Origin of the sequence: Rhodococcus maanshanensis NBRC 100610 (assembly GCF_001894865.1) — a bacterium.
GTDB classification, from domain to species: domain Bacteria; phylum Actinomycetota; class Actinomycetes; order Mycobacteriales; family Mycobacteriaceae; genus Rhodococcus_G; species Rhodococcus_G maanshanensis.
This window is the reverse complement of record NZ_BCXA01000016.1, coordinates 49,505-65,366: the sequence shown is the minus strand read 5'-3', so window position 1 is coordinate 65,366 and position 15,862 is coordinate 49,505. Positions and strand designations below refer to the sequence as shown.

The 15,862-nt window shown below is 68.7% G+C and carries 14 protein-coding genes; 11 read left to right on the top strand and 3 right to left on the bottom strand.

Annotated elements, in window-relative coordinates; translation table 11 throughout:
* The first annotated feature begins 24 nt into the window (after positions 1-24).
* The 5 genes from RM1_RS08625 (at position 25) to RM1_RS08605 (ending at position 6,608) form a co-directional block, all read left to right on the top strand.
* Positions 25-861: an alpha/beta hydrolase gene (locus tag RM1_RS08625; RefSeq protein WP_072750915.1), complete on the top strand. Its 837-nt coding sequence runs from the start codon at positions 25-27 to the stop codon at positions 859-861.
* 145 nt (positions 862-1,006) lie between these two features.
* Entirely contained in the window at positions 1,007-2,227 is a 1,221-nt protein-coding gene (locus RM1_RS08620; RefSeq protein WP_072750914.1) for an ABC transporter substrate-binding protein, read from the top strand.
* 62 nt (positions 2,228-2,289) lie between these two features.
* Positions 2,290-5,031, top strand: a complete 2,742-nt coding sequence (locus RM1_RS08615; protein WP_072750913.1) for a branched-chain amino acid ABC transporter permease/ATP-binding protein — start codon at positions 2,290-2,292, stop codon at positions 5,029-5,031.
* Positions 5,028-5,765: an ABC transporter ATP-binding protein gene (locus RM1_RS08610; protein WP_245816156.1), complete on the top strand. Its 738-nt coding sequence runs from the start codon at positions 5,028-5,030 to the stop codon at positions 5,763-5,765. Before RM1_RS08615 ends, RM1_RS08610 begins: the two co-directional genes overlap by 4 nt.
* An 87-nt stretch (positions 5,766-5,852) precedes the next feature.
* A complete protein-coding gene (locus tag RM1_RS08605) occupies positions 5,853-6,608 on the top strand; it encodes a FadR/GntR family transcriptional regulator (RefSeq protein ID WP_092667760.1) in 756 nt (251 codons plus the stop codon).
* Positions 6,609-6,653: 45 nt separating this feature from the next.
* Here RM1_RS08605 and RM1_RS26365 read toward each other — a convergent pair whose 3' ends face one another.
* Positions 6,654-7,721 carry a DUF6777 domain-containing protein gene (locus RM1_RS26365; protein WP_072750912.1) on the bottom strand — a complete coding sequence of 356 codons (1,068 nt, stop codon included), beginning with the start codon at positions 7,719-7,721 and terminating at the stop codon, positions 6,654-6,656.
* 83 nt (positions 7,722-7,804) lie between these two features.
* Positions 7,805-9,265 (bottom strand): MFS transporter, encoded by a 1,461-nt coding sequence (locus RM1_RS08595; RefSeq protein WP_072750911.1) that lies wholly within the window; start codon positions 9,263-9,265, stop codon positions 7,805-7,807.
* Positions 9,266-9,393: 128 nt separating this feature from the next.
* On the opposite strand from RM1_RS08595, the gene RM1_RS08590 reads away from it, so the two are divergent.
* Both RM1_RS08590 and RM1_RS08585 read left to right on the top strand, forming a co-directional pair.
* Positions 9,394-9,858, top strand: a complete 465-nt coding sequence (locus tag RM1_RS08590; RefSeq protein WP_072750992.1) for a MarR family winged helix-turn-helix transcriptional regulator — start codon at positions 9,394-9,396, stop codon at positions 9,856-9,858.
* Between the two features lie 26 nt (positions 9,859-9,884).
* Positions 9,885-10,799 carry an SDR family oxidoreductase gene (locus RM1_RS08585; protein WP_072750910.1) on the top strand — a complete coding sequence of 305 codons (915 nt, stop codon included), beginning with the start codon at positions 9,885-9,887 and terminating at the stop codon, positions 10,797-10,799.
* A gap of 7 nt (positions 10,800-10,806) precedes the next feature.
* Here RM1_RS08585 and RM1_RS08580 read toward each other — a convergent pair whose 3' ends face one another.
* Positions 10,807-11,700 carry a TetR-type transcription factor C-terminal domain-containing protein gene (locus RM1_RS08580; RefSeq protein ID WP_245816155.1) on the bottom strand — a complete coding sequence of 298 codons (894 nt, stop codon included), beginning with the start codon at positions 11,698-11,700 and terminating at the stop codon, positions 10,807-10,809.
* 146 nt (positions 11,701-11,846) lie between these two features.
* On the opposite strand from RM1_RS08580, the gene RM1_RS08575 reads away from it, so the two are divergent.
* Genes RM1_RS08575 through RM1_RS08560 form a run of 4 tightly spaced genes read left to right on the top strand, consistent with a single transcriptional unit; the run spans position 11,847 to position 15,286 of the window.
* Positions 11,847-13,055 (top strand): acyl-CoA dehydrogenase family protein, encoded by a 1,209-nt coding sequence (locus RM1_RS08575; protein WP_072750990.1) that lies wholly within the window; start codon positions 11,847-11,849, stop codon positions 13,053-13,055.
* 11 nt (positions 13,056-13,066) lie between these two features.
* Positions 13,067-14,074, top strand: a complete 1,008-nt coding sequence (locus tag RM1_RS08570) for a phosphotransferase family protein (protein ID WP_072750909.1) — start codon at positions 13,067-13,069, stop codon at positions 14,072-14,074.
* A gap of 8 nt (positions 14,075-14,082) precedes the next feature.
* Positions 14,083-14,820 (top strand): SDR family NAD(P)-dependent oxidoreductase, encoded by a 738-nt coding sequence (locus RM1_RS08565; protein ID WP_072750989.1) that lies wholly within the window; start codon positions 14,083-14,085, stop codon positions 14,818-14,820.
* Positions 14,821-14,860: 40 nt separating this feature from the next.
* A complete protein-coding gene (locus RM1_RS08560) occupies positions 14,861-15,286 on the top strand; it encodes a PPOX class F420-dependent oxidoreductase (protein WP_072750908.1) in 426 nt (141 codons plus the stop codon).
* Positions 15,287-15,862: the final 576 nt, after the last annotated feature.

Here is a 15,862-nt window from a genome sequence, read left to right as displayed (position 1 = left end):
GACCCGAGCGGGGAGACTGGGGGCATGGCCCCCGGTGGGTTGGTCGTGCGGACCGCGCTGGTGGCGGTGGCCGTGGTCGCCGTCCTGCTCGTTGCCCTGTGGCTGGGTCAGCGTCGGCTGATCTACCTCCCCGACGGCGCCGCGCCTGGTCCGGCGGAGCAGGTGACGGACCGCGCCGAGGACGTCTGGTTGACCACCTCCGACGGTCTCCGGCTCGGCGCGTGGTACGTGCCGCCCACCGCCGCCGATCGCGGCGTGACCGTTCTCGTCGCCAACGGCAATGCGGGGAACAGGGCAGATCGTGCGCAGCTGGCCCGCGCGTTGGCCGTGGCCGGGTTCGCAACGCTGCTCTTCGACTACCGCGGGTACGGGGGCAACCCCGGGCGCCCCAGCGAAGAGGGCCTTGCCCTCGATGCCAGGGCCGCCCGCAGCTACCTCGTCGATGAGAGGGCGGTGTCGCCGGGGCGGCTCCTGTATTTCGGCGAGAGCCTGGGGACGGGCGTCGTCACGGAGCTCGCGACGGAGTACCGCCCGGCCGGCCTGCTGTTGCGCTCGCCATTCGTCGACCTGGCCACCCTCGGTCAGCGGCACTATCCGTTTCTGCCGGTCCGGCTCCTGCTGTGGGACAGCTTCCCGGTGGCGGAGTCCGTCGCGCGGATCGATGCGCCGACGACCGTCGTCTACGGCACCGCCGACACCATCGTCCCGCCCGACCACAGTGAGCGGGTCGCCGAATGCGCAGGGGGGCCTGTCGTGCGGGTCGCCGTGCCGGGGGCCGGGCACAACGACGCGGAACTGATCGGCGGCGCGGAGGTGGTCGGGGCCCTCGTGGAACTGGCCCGGCGGGCCGTTGAGCCGTGACGCGCCCGATCTGGTGACCGCGGAGCGGGAACCGGGCTGGACGGAATTCGTCGCATGGTGCAACGAAAATCCCCGTTCCGCCGAAATTACGTCGCGCATTCCCATACGCTCCTGCCAACTCGCTGCCTACCTCGAAGGACGCACTGTGAAACTGAAGAGACTCGCCCCCGTTCTCGCCTCGCTCGCCGCAGTGAGCCTCGTCGCGGCCGGTTGTAGTGGCGACAGCGAAGCGGAATCGACGGAAGGCGCCGCGACCGGTCAGCCGATCAAGGTGGGGCAGATCATTCCCATCGAATCCGCCGGTCTGTCCGTCGCCACCCAGGCCGCGGGCCTGACCGCCTCCATCGACGCGCTGAATTCCCGTGGCGGCGTCGGCGGCCGCCCGCTCGAACTGATCCAGTGCGACTCGACGGGTGATCCCAACAAGGAAGTCGACTGCGCCAACAAGATGGTCTCGGAGGGGGTTGTCGCCACTCTCGCGGACTTCACGCCCACCTCCGCGGAATCGGTTTCGCAGATCCTCCAGACCGCGGGTATCCCGCGAATCGGCCTGAACCCGATGAACATCGCCGACTTCACCGCACCCAACGTGTTCACCCCGTTCTCCGGCTCGCTGCTCACGCTGTACGGGCTCGTGGACACCCTGGTCGCCGAGGGCAAGACGAAGCTCTCGCTGATGCGACCCGACGTCCCGGTCGCGGCGATGCTCATCCAGCTGCTCGGTCCTGCGGTGCAGGCCAAGGGCGCCGAGATCGTGAACGAGGTCGCGGTCGGCGCCGGTGCCACCGACTACACCCAGTTCGTCGTCGCGGCCGAACGCAACGACGCCCAGGGCGTGATCATGGCCCTGACCGCCAACGAGTCCAACCAGATCGCCGAGTCCTTCGACCAGCTCGGGTCCAAGCTGAGCTACGGCAACGCCGCCACCTCGTTCACGCAGGCGGATCTGCAGAACCTGGGAGCCTTCGCGACCAGCGCGGTGTACACCAGCCCGGTCCCGGCGCCGTCGTCGAGCACCGAGGACTTCCCCGGACTCGAGCCGTTCCTCGCGGACATGGAGGCCTCCGGCGAGCAGGGGCTCGAGAGGGAGAACCTCACCGGCACGGAGCTGTTCTCGTGGCTCTCGGTGCGTGCGTTCAGTCAGGTGGCCCAGGGGCTCGGTTCCGTCAACACGAACACCGTGATGCAGGGTTTCGAGACCGCCAAGGACCTGGACATGCTCGGCCTGGTGCCGGCATGGACCCCGGGCGCGGTCGAGCCGTTCGGGATCTTCCAGCGGGTGTCGAACTCGATGATGTACCGGATGAAGTTCGACGGTGACACGGTGGTCACCGATCCCAAGCAGTACGACCTGCGCGGTCAGTAGCACGACCGGCGCGGTCCCTGCGGTGACGCGGGGACCGCGCCCGAGTCCACGGAGAGAGTCCAATGACTGAATTCCTGCAGTTCGCCATCCTCGGCCTCGGCGCGGGCTCGGCGTACGCATTGTTGGCGCACGGCGTGGTGTTGGTCTACCGCGGATCCGGGGTCGTCAACTTCGCCCAGGGCGCCATCGCGATGGTCGCCGCGTATGTGTGCCTGGAAACGCTCAAGGGCGAGTACGACTGGTCGCTTCCGGTGGCCTTCGCGGTCGCCGTGCTGGTGGCCGGACTCATCGGGCTGCTGTTCCAAGTGCTGGTCCTGCGGTGGCTGACGAACGCCGCACCGATCGTCCGGCTGGCCGCCACGCTTGGCCTGCTCGTCATTCTGCAGGCGGGCGTGCAGCAGTACTACGGAACGAAATCCATTCGCGTGCGGGCATATCTGCCGAACGACGCCTACCACTGGGGTGACGTCGTGGTGCAGCAGGATCGGCTCATCCTGCTGGGTATCGCGGTCGGTATGACCGCGGTGCTCTGGGGGCTGACGCGATACACCCGGGTCGGCCTGGCGATCACCGCGGCGGCCGAGAACGAACGGGCCACGGCCGCGCTCGGGTGGTCACCCCAGCGATTGGCCGCACTGACCTGGACCGTCGGCGGCGCACTGGCCGGTACGGCCGGAATCCTGGTGGCTCCGCTCACCGGACTCACCCCCACCGCCTTCATCATCATCGTCACGGTGTCCGCGTTGGCCGCCGCCCTTCTCGGCGGGTTCAAGTCGTTCCCGCTGACCCTGCTGGGTGGGCTGCTCCTCGGCGTGGGCGAGAGCCTGGTCGTGCTGTACCAGGATCGCATCCGCGACCTGCTGGGGCTGGAGACGCTGACGGGCATCAACCGCGCGGTGCCGTTCCTGGTCATCCTCGTGGTGCTCGTCGTACGCGGGAAGGGGCTGCCGCTGCGCAGTCACATCTCGGAACGGATGCCACGGCTGGGTTCGGGTCAGATCCATTGGCGCACACTGGCCGTGGTCGCCGGAACGCTCGCGGTCGTGGTCATCGCCTTCAGCGGCGACTGGCTGCGCTCGCTGACGCTGACCCTCGCGGCGGCGGTGTTCCTGCTGTCGGTGGTCGTGCTGACCGGCTTCGCAGGCCAACTCTCACTCGCCCAGTACACCGTCGGCGGACTCGGCGCCCTGTTCACCGCGCGACTGGTCGGGCAGGCCGGCTGGCCGCTCATCCCGGCCGCGGTCGTCGGTGTCGGGTCTGTGATCGCGATCGGCGTCGTCTTCGCGCTACCCGCGCTGCGCACCCGCGGGGTGAACTTGGCGGTTGTCACCCTCGGGCTCGGGTTCACGATCCAGGAGATGGTCTTCAACAATCCGACCTTCACCGGCGACAAGATCGACGGGGCGGTGCGGATCCGGGAGCTGAGCCTGTTCGGATTCGAGGTGACGGCGACCGAGTACCCGGAGCGGTGGGCCCTGCTGTGCCTGGTGGTGCTCGTGCTGTGCGGGCTGATGGTGGCGAACCTGCGACGGTCTCGGACCGGCAGGCGGCTGATCGCGGTCCGCACCAACGAACGCGCGGCCGCGTCCCTCGGCATCAGCGTGTTCGCGGTGAAGATCTACGCGTTCGCGGTCGCGGCGGGGCTGGCCGGCGTCGGTGGCATCCTGCTCGGCCTGCGCAACACGGCGGTCACCTACCTGGAGTTCAACGTGTTCGCGTCGATCAACGCCGTGGTGCAGGCGGTGACCGGCGGACTCGGATTCGTCATCGGCGGCGTCATCGGGGCCTTGATGGCCCCCGGCGCCCTCTTCAGCCGATTGGTGGAGAGCAGCTCCGCCACCGGCGCCATCTCGACGTTGATCGGCGGGATCGTGCTCATCGTGATCCTGCTGACCAATCAGAACGGCATCGCCGACATGGCCGCCCGGGTCGGTGCGGCGATCAAGAGGCAGCCCTGGATGCGGGCGCTGCCGACGCGCAAACCTGTTCGGGCACCAGAGCTCTCGGCCGAAACGACCCTCGGGACCGCTACGCCGACGCCGCTCGCCGTGCGGGGCCTGACCGTGCGGTTCGGCGGGGTCACGGCCGTCGACGGGGTCGACCTCGCGGTCGAACCGGGTCAGGTGGTCGGCCTGATCGGACCGAACGGCGCGGGCAAGACGACGGTGATCGACGCGATCACCGGATTCGTCAGCCCCGCGGCCGGGCAGGTGACGCTGGGTGAGCAGGACATCACCGGATGGTCGACCGCGAAACGGTCGAAGGGTGGACTGCGGCGCTCCTTCCAGTCCCTCGAACTGTTCGAGGACATCACCGTCGCCGAGAACATCCACGCGGGCGCCGACGAATCGACGTGGCGCACCTGGCTGACGGATCTGATCCGACCGGGGCACCATCCGCTCTCGCCGAGCGCGTCCACCGCGGTGCGCGACTTCGAGCTGGAGGGGGATCTGGGCTCGCTTCCCGGTGAACTGTCGTACGGCAGGCGGCGGTTGGTCGGTATCGCCAGGGCGGTCGCGTCCGGGCCGTCGGTTGTGCTGCTCGACGAGCCGGCCGCGGGGCTGGACGACGCGGAGAGCCGCGAGCTCGCCTTGTGCATCAGGCAGTTGGCGGTCGAGCGCAACGCCGCCGTACTGCTGGTCGAACACGACATGGGTCTGGTGATGTCCACCTGCGATCGGATCGTGGTGCTCGAGGCGGGCCGGGTGATCGCGGCGGGGACGCCGGACGAGATCGCCGCCAGCCCGGCGGTCCGCGACGCCTACCTGGGTACCGAGGACGAGACGACGGAGGCAGCGCGATGACGATCACTCAGGAAAAGGCGATGCCGTCCACCGCGGTGCTCGAGTGCCAGGGCCTGAGCGCCGGGTACGGAGGGACCGTCGTGTGCCGCGGCCTCGACATCACCGTGCGTTCGGGGGAGGTGGTGGCGCTCATCGGGGCCAACGGCGCAGGCAAGTCCACCACCATGCTGACGGTGGCGGGCGAGCTGGCGCCGATCTCGGGCCGGGTGTCCGTGCTCGGCTCCGACAAGCGGGCGTCGCTCGCCACCCTGGCGAAGCGCGGCCTGAGCTACGTCACCGAGGAGCGGTCGGTGATCATGGGGCTGACGACCGCGGACAACCTGCGATTGGCAGGCGTCAGCGCGGAGGCCGCGTGCGCGGTGTTCCCGGAGCTGCGCGCGCTGCTCGGGCGTCCGGCCGGGCTGTTGTCCGGCGGTGAGCAGCAGATGCTCACCCTGGCAAGGGCACTGGTCAGAAACCCGAAGCTGCTCCTGGCGGACGAGCTGTCCCTCGGGCTGGCGCCGCAGATCGTGGCGCGACTCCTCGATGTGGTGCGGGCGGCCGCGGACACCGAGAACCTCGGCGTGCTCCTGGTTGAGCAGCACGTTCGCCAGGTCCTGCGGGTCGCGGATCGCGTGTACGTGATGCGCCGCGGTCAGGTGATGCTGGAGGGGACCGCAGCCGAGATCGGCGCGGACCTCGACGCCGTTCAGCGTGCCTACCTCTCGTCGGGCGAGCAGGGGGAGAGCGGGTAACAAGCAATTCGGTCAACTCTTGTACCCTTGGTCGGTCATCCGTCCTGGTCAGCGCGGGGCGTGACCCAAAAGGAGCGAGGGGTGCGAGTGACGTCCGGAACGAAGTCGACGGTGGTCCGGGTGCCGAAGGCCGGTGAGTTGGTGGCTGCCAACCTGCGGCGACGGATCATCACCGGCGAACTGAACGTGGGCGACCCGTTGCCAAACGAGGCCGTGCTCATGGAACAGTTCGGGGTGTCGCGGCCGACCCTGCGCGAGGCATTCCGAATCCTCGAATCCGAATCGATCATCACGGTGCTGCGCGGTGCGCACGGCGGCGCGCGGGTCTTGGCGCCGGACGCGTCGGTGGCCGCGCGGTACACCGGCCTGCTGTTGCAGTACCAGGGCACCCCGCTCGTCGACGTGTACCGGGCGCGGGCATCGCTCGAGGTGTCCGCGGTGGGAATGCTGGCCGAGGGTAATCGCGGTGAGGCACTCGCGACCTTCGCGGAACTGATCGAGGCGGGTGCAGATCTCGTGGAGGACTCCGCGGCGTTCGCGCGCCACGACGTCGATGTCCACCAGGCGCTGATCGACCTCGCCGGGAACCAGACGCTCGCCGTGCTCGGCGGGATGTTGGTGCACATCATCGACGCGCACAATGCACTCTTCATCGCCGCGCATGGCGGCGGCAACGAGCGACCGGCGGCCCGCGCGGCGCATCGCGCTTATCTCAAGCTGCTCGGTCTGCTGCGCGAGGGCGATGCGAACGCCGCACAGGAGTTCTGGCGCAAGCACCTCGACGCGATCGAGAAGTACATGATCGGCGACACCGAGACGACCCTCGTCGAGGTGTTGTCGTAGCGGTGTCGTCGTAGCCGTGGTCCCGACGTCAGGGACTCGTGGGCGTCAGGGCACCGGGATCACCAGCGGCGGCAGACCCGGTATCTGGACCTGGATCTGCGGCGGCGGTGGTGGCGGGGCCACGGGAACCGGCGCGGGCGGCGGGGGTGGTTCCGGCGCCGGTGGTGGCGGTTCGGGGGCCGGTGCTGGCGCGGGCGGCGGCGCGGGCGCCTGCCGCTGGACCGGGGGCGGCGCGACCGCGAGCGGTTCGGGTTCCACCACGGGCGGAGGCGGCGGGGGCGGCGGGCCAGGGGGTGGGAGCGGAGGCGGTGGACCGGGTCGGTCCGCGGGCTGCTGTGGTCCCGCCCCGACCGGGACGGCCGCCAGGCCCCCGGACATCAGGTCAACGACCGTCACCTGCGCCATCGGCTGCTGGGCGGGTTGCACGACCAGCAGTCGCTCGGCGTCGTAGCCGGGCCACGCGTCGTCCGTCGCGGCCGGCTCCGAACTCGGCCGCGGATCGATCAGCGGGCTTCCCCGTGCGCACCGGACCCGTGGCGTCCCGTGGTCGTCGATGAGGACGATGGTCCCGGCTTCGAGCACCGACTGATACGACGTGGCACGTTCTCCGCTGTAGCCGTAGTTGGTCACCCTCGTGTCCGCGCGCAGCAGTACGGGCGTGAGGGTGCGTACGTAGCTGCGCACATCGTCGACATCGAGCACGCCAGACCAGGCCTGCATCTTGATGGGATCGCTCTCGAGGTCTGCGACCAGCCGTTCCCGATCGCACAGGACCCGGTCGAGGCTTCCGCCGTACAACCCGACGCGATCACCGGGGACGCTGAGGCCGTCGCCCGCGTTCGGGAGGTCGGCGCCGGGCGGACCGGGCGGGACGACCGTCGGGATCTGCGGGGGTAGCAGGCGGTCGGTCCATGGCAGCTGGCCGTCGGAGATCACGCGATCCAGCGCGAGGGGCCGCGGCTGTGGCTCCGGCCCGTTCGAACACGCCGCGACCGCCACCGCGCATGCGACCACGAGCCATCGACCCGGCGCGTGTCCCACACGCGGACCGGTCCTCGCGACAGTGCTTCGTCGGGCAAGCCGTGCGGCCTGCCCGGCGATGACGGTGGCCACCCGCTCATCGTAAGCACAGCGGCTGGTCGGGAGGGCTCTATTGCGTGACCGTGCCGCGATATTGCGTGACCTGTCCGCGATGCTCAGCGAGCCGGTTCGGGCTCCAACTCCGCGACCGGCGGGGAGGTGACGACGGAGGCAGTGGTCGCACGCGGGATGAAGACCGCGATGAGCAGCGCCAGCAGCGCGGCCGCGGCGCCGATCAGGAAGGTCACCACGAAGGCCCTGTGCGTCGGCACGAGGGCGGGGCCGAAGGACATGGTCATGTTGGCCAGGACGACGGTCATCACGGCGCTCGCGAACGACGTTCCGACCATCCGCATCAGGGAGTTGAGGCCGTTCGCTGCCGCCGTCTCGTGCAGCGGGACCGCGCGCATGATCAGCGCGGGCATGGCCGCATACGAGATGCCGATTCCCGCGCCGATGATGGTCGAGACCAGCGCGATCTGCCAGACCTCGTTCATCAGCACGGCGCCGATCAGGTAGCCGGACGCGATGACGACGGTGCCGACCATCAGCGTGGTCCGCGGGCCGTACCGGTTGGTGATGCGGGCCGACACCGGCGAGAGCAGCATCATCACGATGCCGGCGGGCGCCATGCACAGCCCGGCCATGACCATCGACTGGCCGAGCCCGTAGCCGGTCTCCGGCGGTGACTGCAGCAACTGCGGAACCGTCAACGACGTTGCGTACATGGCGAATCCGGTCATGACCGAGGCCAAGTTGGTCAGCAGGATCGGGCGGGAGGCGGAGACCCTGAGGTTGACGAGGGGCTCGGCGGTGCGCAGCTCGGCGAAGCCCCATGCCAGGAACACGACGACGGACGCGGCGAGCAGTCCGAGGGTGGTCGTACTGGTCCAGCCCCATTCGCCGCCCTTGGTGACCGCCAACAGGAGCGAGACGAGTCCGGCCGCGAGCCCCATCGCGCCGAGATAGTCGAACCGTCCCGGATTACGAACAGGGGACTCGGGGACCAGGACGGCGACCGCGATCGCGACCAGCGCGCCAAGCACGGCAGACGCCCAGAACAGCACGTGCCAGTTGAAGTTCTGCGCCGTCGCCGCGGCCAGCGGCATACCGATCGCGCCGCCCACACCCATCGTGGAACTCATCACCGAGATCGCGCCGCCCACCTTCTCGGCGGGCAGTTCGTCGCGGAGGATGCTGATGCCGAGCGGGATCGCGCCGGTGGCCGCGCCCTGCAGGATGCGGCCGATGATCACCAGCGGGACGGTCTCGCTCAGTGCGCACACCACCGATCCGGCGACGAGAAAAGCCATGCTGATCAGGATCATTCGCCGTTTGCCGAACATGTCGCCGAGGCGGCCGGAGACGGGCGTGACGACGGCCGCGGCCAGCAGGGTGGAGGTGATGACCCAGGAGGCGGTCGAGGCCGAGGTGTTCAGCAGCTCGGGTAGCACGTGGATCAGCGGCACGACCAGGGTCTGCATGAGCGAGACGACGATGCCGGAGAACGCCAGTGTGGCGAGGATCCAGGTGGGGGAATGGGTGCGCCGCGCTGCACCGGGAGCCGAAATGGTCACGACGGATCTCTTCTCTTGTGTTCTAAGCGCTTATCGATTCCGAGAAAGCAACAGGTGTGTACGCTACACATCGTGTGTATCGTGCACAATCGGCGGGAGTGTGGCGGCGTGATGCGAGGATGACCCCGATGGAATCCGAGGAGATCGACCCCGGTCGCGGGTTGGAGCGAGAGATCACGTTGATGGCCCGCCACACCACCCTGGTGACCAAGCGGTGGTTGGAACAGCAGGCGCTCGACCGATCGGCGTATCTGCTGTTGAGTCGCCTCGAGATCAGCGATCCGATGACGTTGAAGGAACTGGCGGACTCGTTCGGCCTCGACGTGTCCACGATCAACCGGCAGACCGCCGCGCTCGTCCGGCAGGGACTGGCCGAGAGAATTCCCGACCCACAGGGCGGCACGGCGAGGAAACTCCGGCCGACGGACGGGGGACTGCGCGCGCTGCATTCCGACCGGAAGCACAACGTCGACGGCATCAACTCCCTCGTCGCCGATTGGGACGAGAAGGATCGACGGGATCTGGTTACCTTGTTGCGGCGGCTGAACGAACAGATCGAGGACCGACAGGGTCTGAGCTGGCCGCGGGACTGACCGACAAGCTGCGAGGAGTTGCACGGATGGGCATCAACGAGGGACGCGTCGTGATCGTGACCGGCGCCGCGGGCGGCATCGGCCGCGAGCACGCGCTCGAGTTCGCAAGGCAGGGAGCGAAGGTCGTCGTCAACGACCTCGGGCCCGCCGAGGCGGTCGTCGAGGAGATCAAGGCGCTCGGTGGTGAGGCCATCGCGAACAAGGACGACATCTCGGACTTCGACGGCGCGGGCCGGCTGGTGCGCAGCGCGATCGACACGTTCGGCACCGTGCACGTGCTCGTCAACAACGCGGGCATCCTCCGCGACAAGATGTTCGTCAACATGACGGTCGATCAGTGGGACGACATCATGCGCGTGCACCTGCGGGGGACGTTCGCGCCCTCTCAGCACGCGGCGTCGTATTGGCGGGAGCAGCACAAGGCGGGCACGCCGGTCGCGCACCCGCGCATCATCAACACCTCCTCGCCGTCGGGCCTGTACGGCAACATCGGGCAGGCGAACTACGGCGCCGCGAAGGCAGGTATCGCGGCGTTCACCGTGATCCTCGCCGACGAGCTCGCCCGGCTCGGCGTCACCGTCAACGCGATCGCCCCCACCGCGCTCACCCAGATGACCGCGGGCCTCGAGGGTTTCGTCGCCGCGATGGAGGCCGAGAAGGAGCGCACCGGCTTCGATGCGGCAGCGCCTGCGAACATCTCGCCGACCGTGGTCTGGCTCGGGTCGCCGGAGTCCGACGGCATCACCGGCCGGATCTTCAATGTGCACGGCGGCTCGATCAGTGTCGCGGAGACCTGGGTGGCTGGGCCGGGGGTGTCGAAGAACGGCCGGTGGGATCCGGCGGAGCTGGGTGAGGTCATCCCGGCCCTGGTCGCCGAGGCGCGACCGAACTCGGACATGGCCGGGCAGCCGCGCAACGAGAACTCGCGTCTGGGTCTGTAGCGTTCGCTCACCGCCGCCCGAGCAGATCGAGAGCGAAACCCGCGTACTCCGTGGCGATCTGCTCGGGCGTGGACGGCCCGTCGATCCGGAACCACTGCGGCAGCGAGGTGCACATCGTCGAGATGGCCCGTCCGGCATCCCTCGCGTGCCGCGTCGTGAGGCTCCCCTCGGCGATGGCGGCATCGATCTCGTCGTCGAGAAGATACTGAATCTGATTGCGGGAGTCCGTGATCCGCGCTCGGTTGGCCGGTTCGAGGCTGCGCATCTCGCTGGCGCCGATGAACGCGAGCTCCCGGCGATGCGTGTGATAGAGCGCGAGCGCCTCGACGATGAGGCCGACCCGCTCGATCCCGCCCGTGCCGTGGTCGCGGGCCGCGCGCACCCGCCAGTGCAGCTCGTCCATCGTGAGATCGAGCGCCCGCACCAGTAGCTCCTGCTTGTCCCGGTAGTGGTGATACATGCCGGGAACGCTCATGCCCGCCCGCTCGGCGATAGACCGCATGGTCGCGCCGTGATACCCGGTTTCGACGAACGAGTCGATCGCGGCCGCGAGCACCGGATCGATGCGCAGCGACGGGAACACGCGCCAGTCGCCCGCCGACTGTGCAGCTGCCGTCGCCGTTCCTGGGGATTCGCGCCGGGAAGTGCGCACTCGGCGGTCCGCGGCGGGGGTTCCCCGGGCGGAGGTGGTGCCGGGCTCGCCCATCAGCTGTGCGGCGGTTGTGCCGAGTGCCCCGGCGAGGGCGTGCAGTCGCTCGACCGAGACGCCGGTCTTGCCGTTCTCGATTGCGCTGAGCGTTGCCGGGCTGATCGCCAGCTGCCTCGCGAGCTCTCGCAGCGTCAGGCCCGCCGACCTGCGCGTCCGCCTGATCGCGTCGGGCAGGTGTTCGGTCTTGGTCAACTCTCCGTCCAATCTGTTCAGAAATGTTGAACATACTAGCTGGCATCGTCCGTTGAACTCCTTTGACGGGCAGATAAACCTGTGAGATCGTGTGGAAATCATCTGCCGAGCGATCGCTCGGCTCCATGACGCAGGAGGTAGTGAGTGTGTCGATCGATCTGACCTATTCCCTCGAGGTGCAGGACCTCATCGACCGCACCAGGACCTTCACCCGCGACGTCGTCCTGCCCATCGAGGACGAGCACGCCGGGGACATCACGGCGGGCGGCGGCGACGCGCTGCGGATCGGCATGCAGCAGGCGGCCAAGGATGCCGGGGTATTCGCCCCACACGCCCCGCTCGAGTTCGGTGGTCACGGGTTGAACATGTCGGACCGCGCCCCGGTGTTCGAGGAGGCCGGCTACTCGCTGTTCGGTCCCACGGCGTTGAACATCGCGGCACCCGACGAGGGCAACGTCCACATGCTGGCGCACATCGCCAACCCCGAGCAGAAGCAGCAGTTCCTCGCGCCGCTTGCCCACGGGGACGTCCGATCGGCCTTCGCGATGACCGAGCCGGCGCCGGGGGCGGGATCGGACCCGTCGGCGCTCACCACCCGCGCGGTCCGGGCGGACGGCGGCTGGCGGATCAACGGGCACAAGTGGTTCATCACCGGTGCCGACGGCGCAGGCTTCTTCATCATCATGGCGCGCACCTCGGGTGAGCCCGGTCAGCGCGGCGGGGCCACGATGTTCCTTGCGCCTGCCGACAGCCAAGGGATCAGGGTCGGACGACACATCGACACCCTGGACCGGGCGATGATCGGCGGGCACTGTGAGGTCTTCTTCGAGGACTTGCTGGTGCCCGACGCCGCGGTCCTCGGCGAGGTCGACCGCGGCTTCGAGTACGCCCAGGTGCGGCTCGGCCCGGCCAGGATGACCCACGTGATGCGCTGGCTGGGTGCCGCCCGCCGTGGCCACGACGTCGCGGTGGCCCGGGTGGCGGAGCGGGAAGGCTTCGGGTCCAGATTGGGCGACCTCGGCATGGTCCAGAAGATGTTGGCTGACAACGAGATCGACATCGCCGCGACCCGGGCGCTGTTGGTGCGGGCCTGCTGGGAGCTCGACAGGGGCGACCCGGCGTCGAATGCGACGTCGATCGCGAAGACCTATGCGGCTGAAGCGGTCTTCCGGATCGTGGACCGGAGCATGCAGATGTGCGGCGGCATGGGGGTCTCCGGCGACCTGCCGCTTGCCCGGCTCTCACGGGAGGTTCGTCCGTTCCGGGTCTACGACGGGCCGTCCGAGGTGCACCGTTGGGCCATCGCCAAGCGGGTCGTCGGGGCGGCCAAGCGAGAGCTGAGGGAGGCAAAGTGAGCCTGCACGGAATGGACATTGCTGCGCTGCAACGCTTCCTGCTCGACAGCGGGATCGAGCTGTATGGGGAGCTGCACGTCGAGCTGATCAGCGGCGGCAGATCCAATCTGACCTACAGGGCCTGGGACGACCGGTCGTCGTGGGTGGTGCGGCGGCCGCCGACCAGTGGGTTGACCCCGTCGGCGCACGACATGGCCAGGGAGTACACCGTGACCTCGGCGTTGCAGGGTACGGCCGTGCCGGTTGCGCGGACCGTCGCCTTCGATGCCGACGGCTCCGCCCTCGGCGCGCCGATGACCGTGGTCGAGTTCGTCGAGGGAACGGTGGTCCGGGACCAGGCCGACCTCGCTGAGATGTCCGACGATCAGGTCGCGGTCAGCGCCGACGCACTGGTGCGGGTCCTGGCCGATCTGCACGCGGTCGACTACCGGGCGGTGGGGCTGGGTGACTTCGGGCGGCCGGATGGGTTCGTCGCGCGCCAGGTGAAACTCTGGGCGGGACAATGGGATCGGGTCAAGACGAGGGAACTTCCCGACGTGGCGGTCCTGCATGCGGCGCTGACCGATGCCATACCGACGGCCTCGGCCTCGTCGATCGTGCACGGCGACTTCAGGATCGACAACACGATCCTGGATTCGCACGACCCCGGTCAGGTCCGGGCCGTGGTGGACTGGGAGATGTCGACACTGGGTGATCCACTGACCGACGTCGCCCTGATGTGTGTGTACCGGGATCCGGTGTTCGACCTGGTGCTCGGATCCCAGGCGGCCTGGACCAGCGATCGGCTGCCGTCGGCCGGCGCGTTGGCGCAGAGTTACGCCATCGCGTCGGGTCGCGACCTCGGCGACTGGAGTTTCTACCTCGCGCTCGCCAACTTCAAGTTGGGGGTGATCGGTGAGGGGATCACCCATCGCGCGCTGCAGGGATCGGACTCCGGCGCAGGAGCGGTGCGGGCCGCCGAGGCGACACCCGAGTTCATCGCGGCCGGGTTGCGTGCACTGAAGGGAGCGACGCTGTGAGCGGCGGCGTGAACCGAACGGCACTGGTCACCGGCGCCTCGAGGGGAATCGGGCTCGGGATCGCGACGCGGCTCGCGCAGTCGGGCTACTCGTTGACGATCACCGCAAGGGACGCCGCGCGGCTCGATTCCGTCGCGGGGGAGCTGCGGGCCGCGGGTGCGGCCGAAGTGGTCTCGATCGCGGGCGACATGGCCGACGAGGCCGATATCGCCAGAGTGACCGCGGCTCATGCGGATCGGCTCGGTCCGATGACCGCACTGATCCTCAACGCGGGGGTCGGCACCGCGGGCGCGATCGAGGACTTTCCGCTGCGCCGGTTCGACAAGACCCTGGCGGTGAACCTCCGCGGGCCGTTCCAGTTGCTCCAGCAGTCGCTACCGTTGCTGCGGGCGGGGGCCGCCGCCAACCCGGGTCGCGGGGCGAAGGTGGTCGCGCTCGCGTCCATCACCGGTGTGTACGCGGAGCACGGCCTTGCGGTGTACGGCGCGACGAAGGCGGCGCTGATCAGTGTGGCCGCGACGTTGAACGCCGAGGAATCCGGCAACGGTGTGTGTGCCACGACCATCTCGCCGGCCTTCGTGGACACCGACATGAGCGCCTGGACCCACGATCAGGTGCCGCCGGGGGCGATGCTCGAGGTCAACGACGTCGTCGAGATGGTCGACGCACTGCTGAGACTCTCGTCGCGGGCCGTGATCCCGAACATCGTCATGACCAGGGCGGGCACCGACGGATATCGCGCCTGAACTCTCGCGCCCGGCGGCCCGACCGCGTAGCCTCCCGCGGATGACCACTCTGGCCGATCCCGCCGTTCGCGAGTTCCTGTCCGCGGGCACCCGAACGGGCAAGCTCGGTTTCACCGCCTCCGACGGCCGGCCGCTGGTCGCTCCGGTGTGGTTCGTCGTCGACGGTGATGATCTGGTGTTCAACACCGGCGCAGGCACCGCCAAGGGTCGCGCCGTCGCGCGTGACGGCCGGGTGGTGATCTGTGTCGACCTCGAACAGCCGCCGTATGCCTTCGTTCAGGTGCAGGGGGTGGCAACGGTGTCCGAGGACCCTGAGGAACTGATCCGGATCGCGACCGCGATCGGTGGCCGGTACATGGGGGCCGACCGGGCGGAGGAGTTCGGCCGTCGGAACGGCGTGCCGGGGGAGCTGGTGGTGCGCCTCCGTCCGACCAAGGTGATCGCCGATCTGGACGTCACGGGCTGACCGGGTCGTGTGCCAAGGTCACGGACTGTGACCAAATCACAATACCGCTGTGACTCGCGCACAACGCCCGCTCGGGGCGATCAGAATGCCGTTGACCTCGGATAATGCGCGCGCGCTCGGCGTGAGGGCGAGCTGACGGGGCGCGTGAATCGCGACAATCTGGGCGAGGTCCTGGACGCTTGTTAGAAGAAATACCAAAAGGGCGTGACCGGACCTGGTTGAGATGTAGATTACATCCTGCGGTGCGGGCAGAACTCGCCGCGATTTCGGGACGTTGCCACTCGTGGCGGCGTGATTGTTCCTCGGGAGGGCGATCAATGAGCGCAGGGTGGATCCATGGACTCAGTGCGCAGGGGGCTGCTTCGGTGTCCTTCACGATGAGGTTGAGACCTCGTCGCAGTTCGGCGATTGTGCGAACCGCGGGAAGATGTGTGACTACGTGACAGGTCGCATGACCAGACGATAGTTCTCAGTGCGCAACTCGCGCACCCGTACCCGCTCGCATTTCTCGGCGATGCGGTTCCTTCCTTGTCGAATCTGACTTGCGTCCTCGTATGTCCTTCGTCGGCCGTTGAA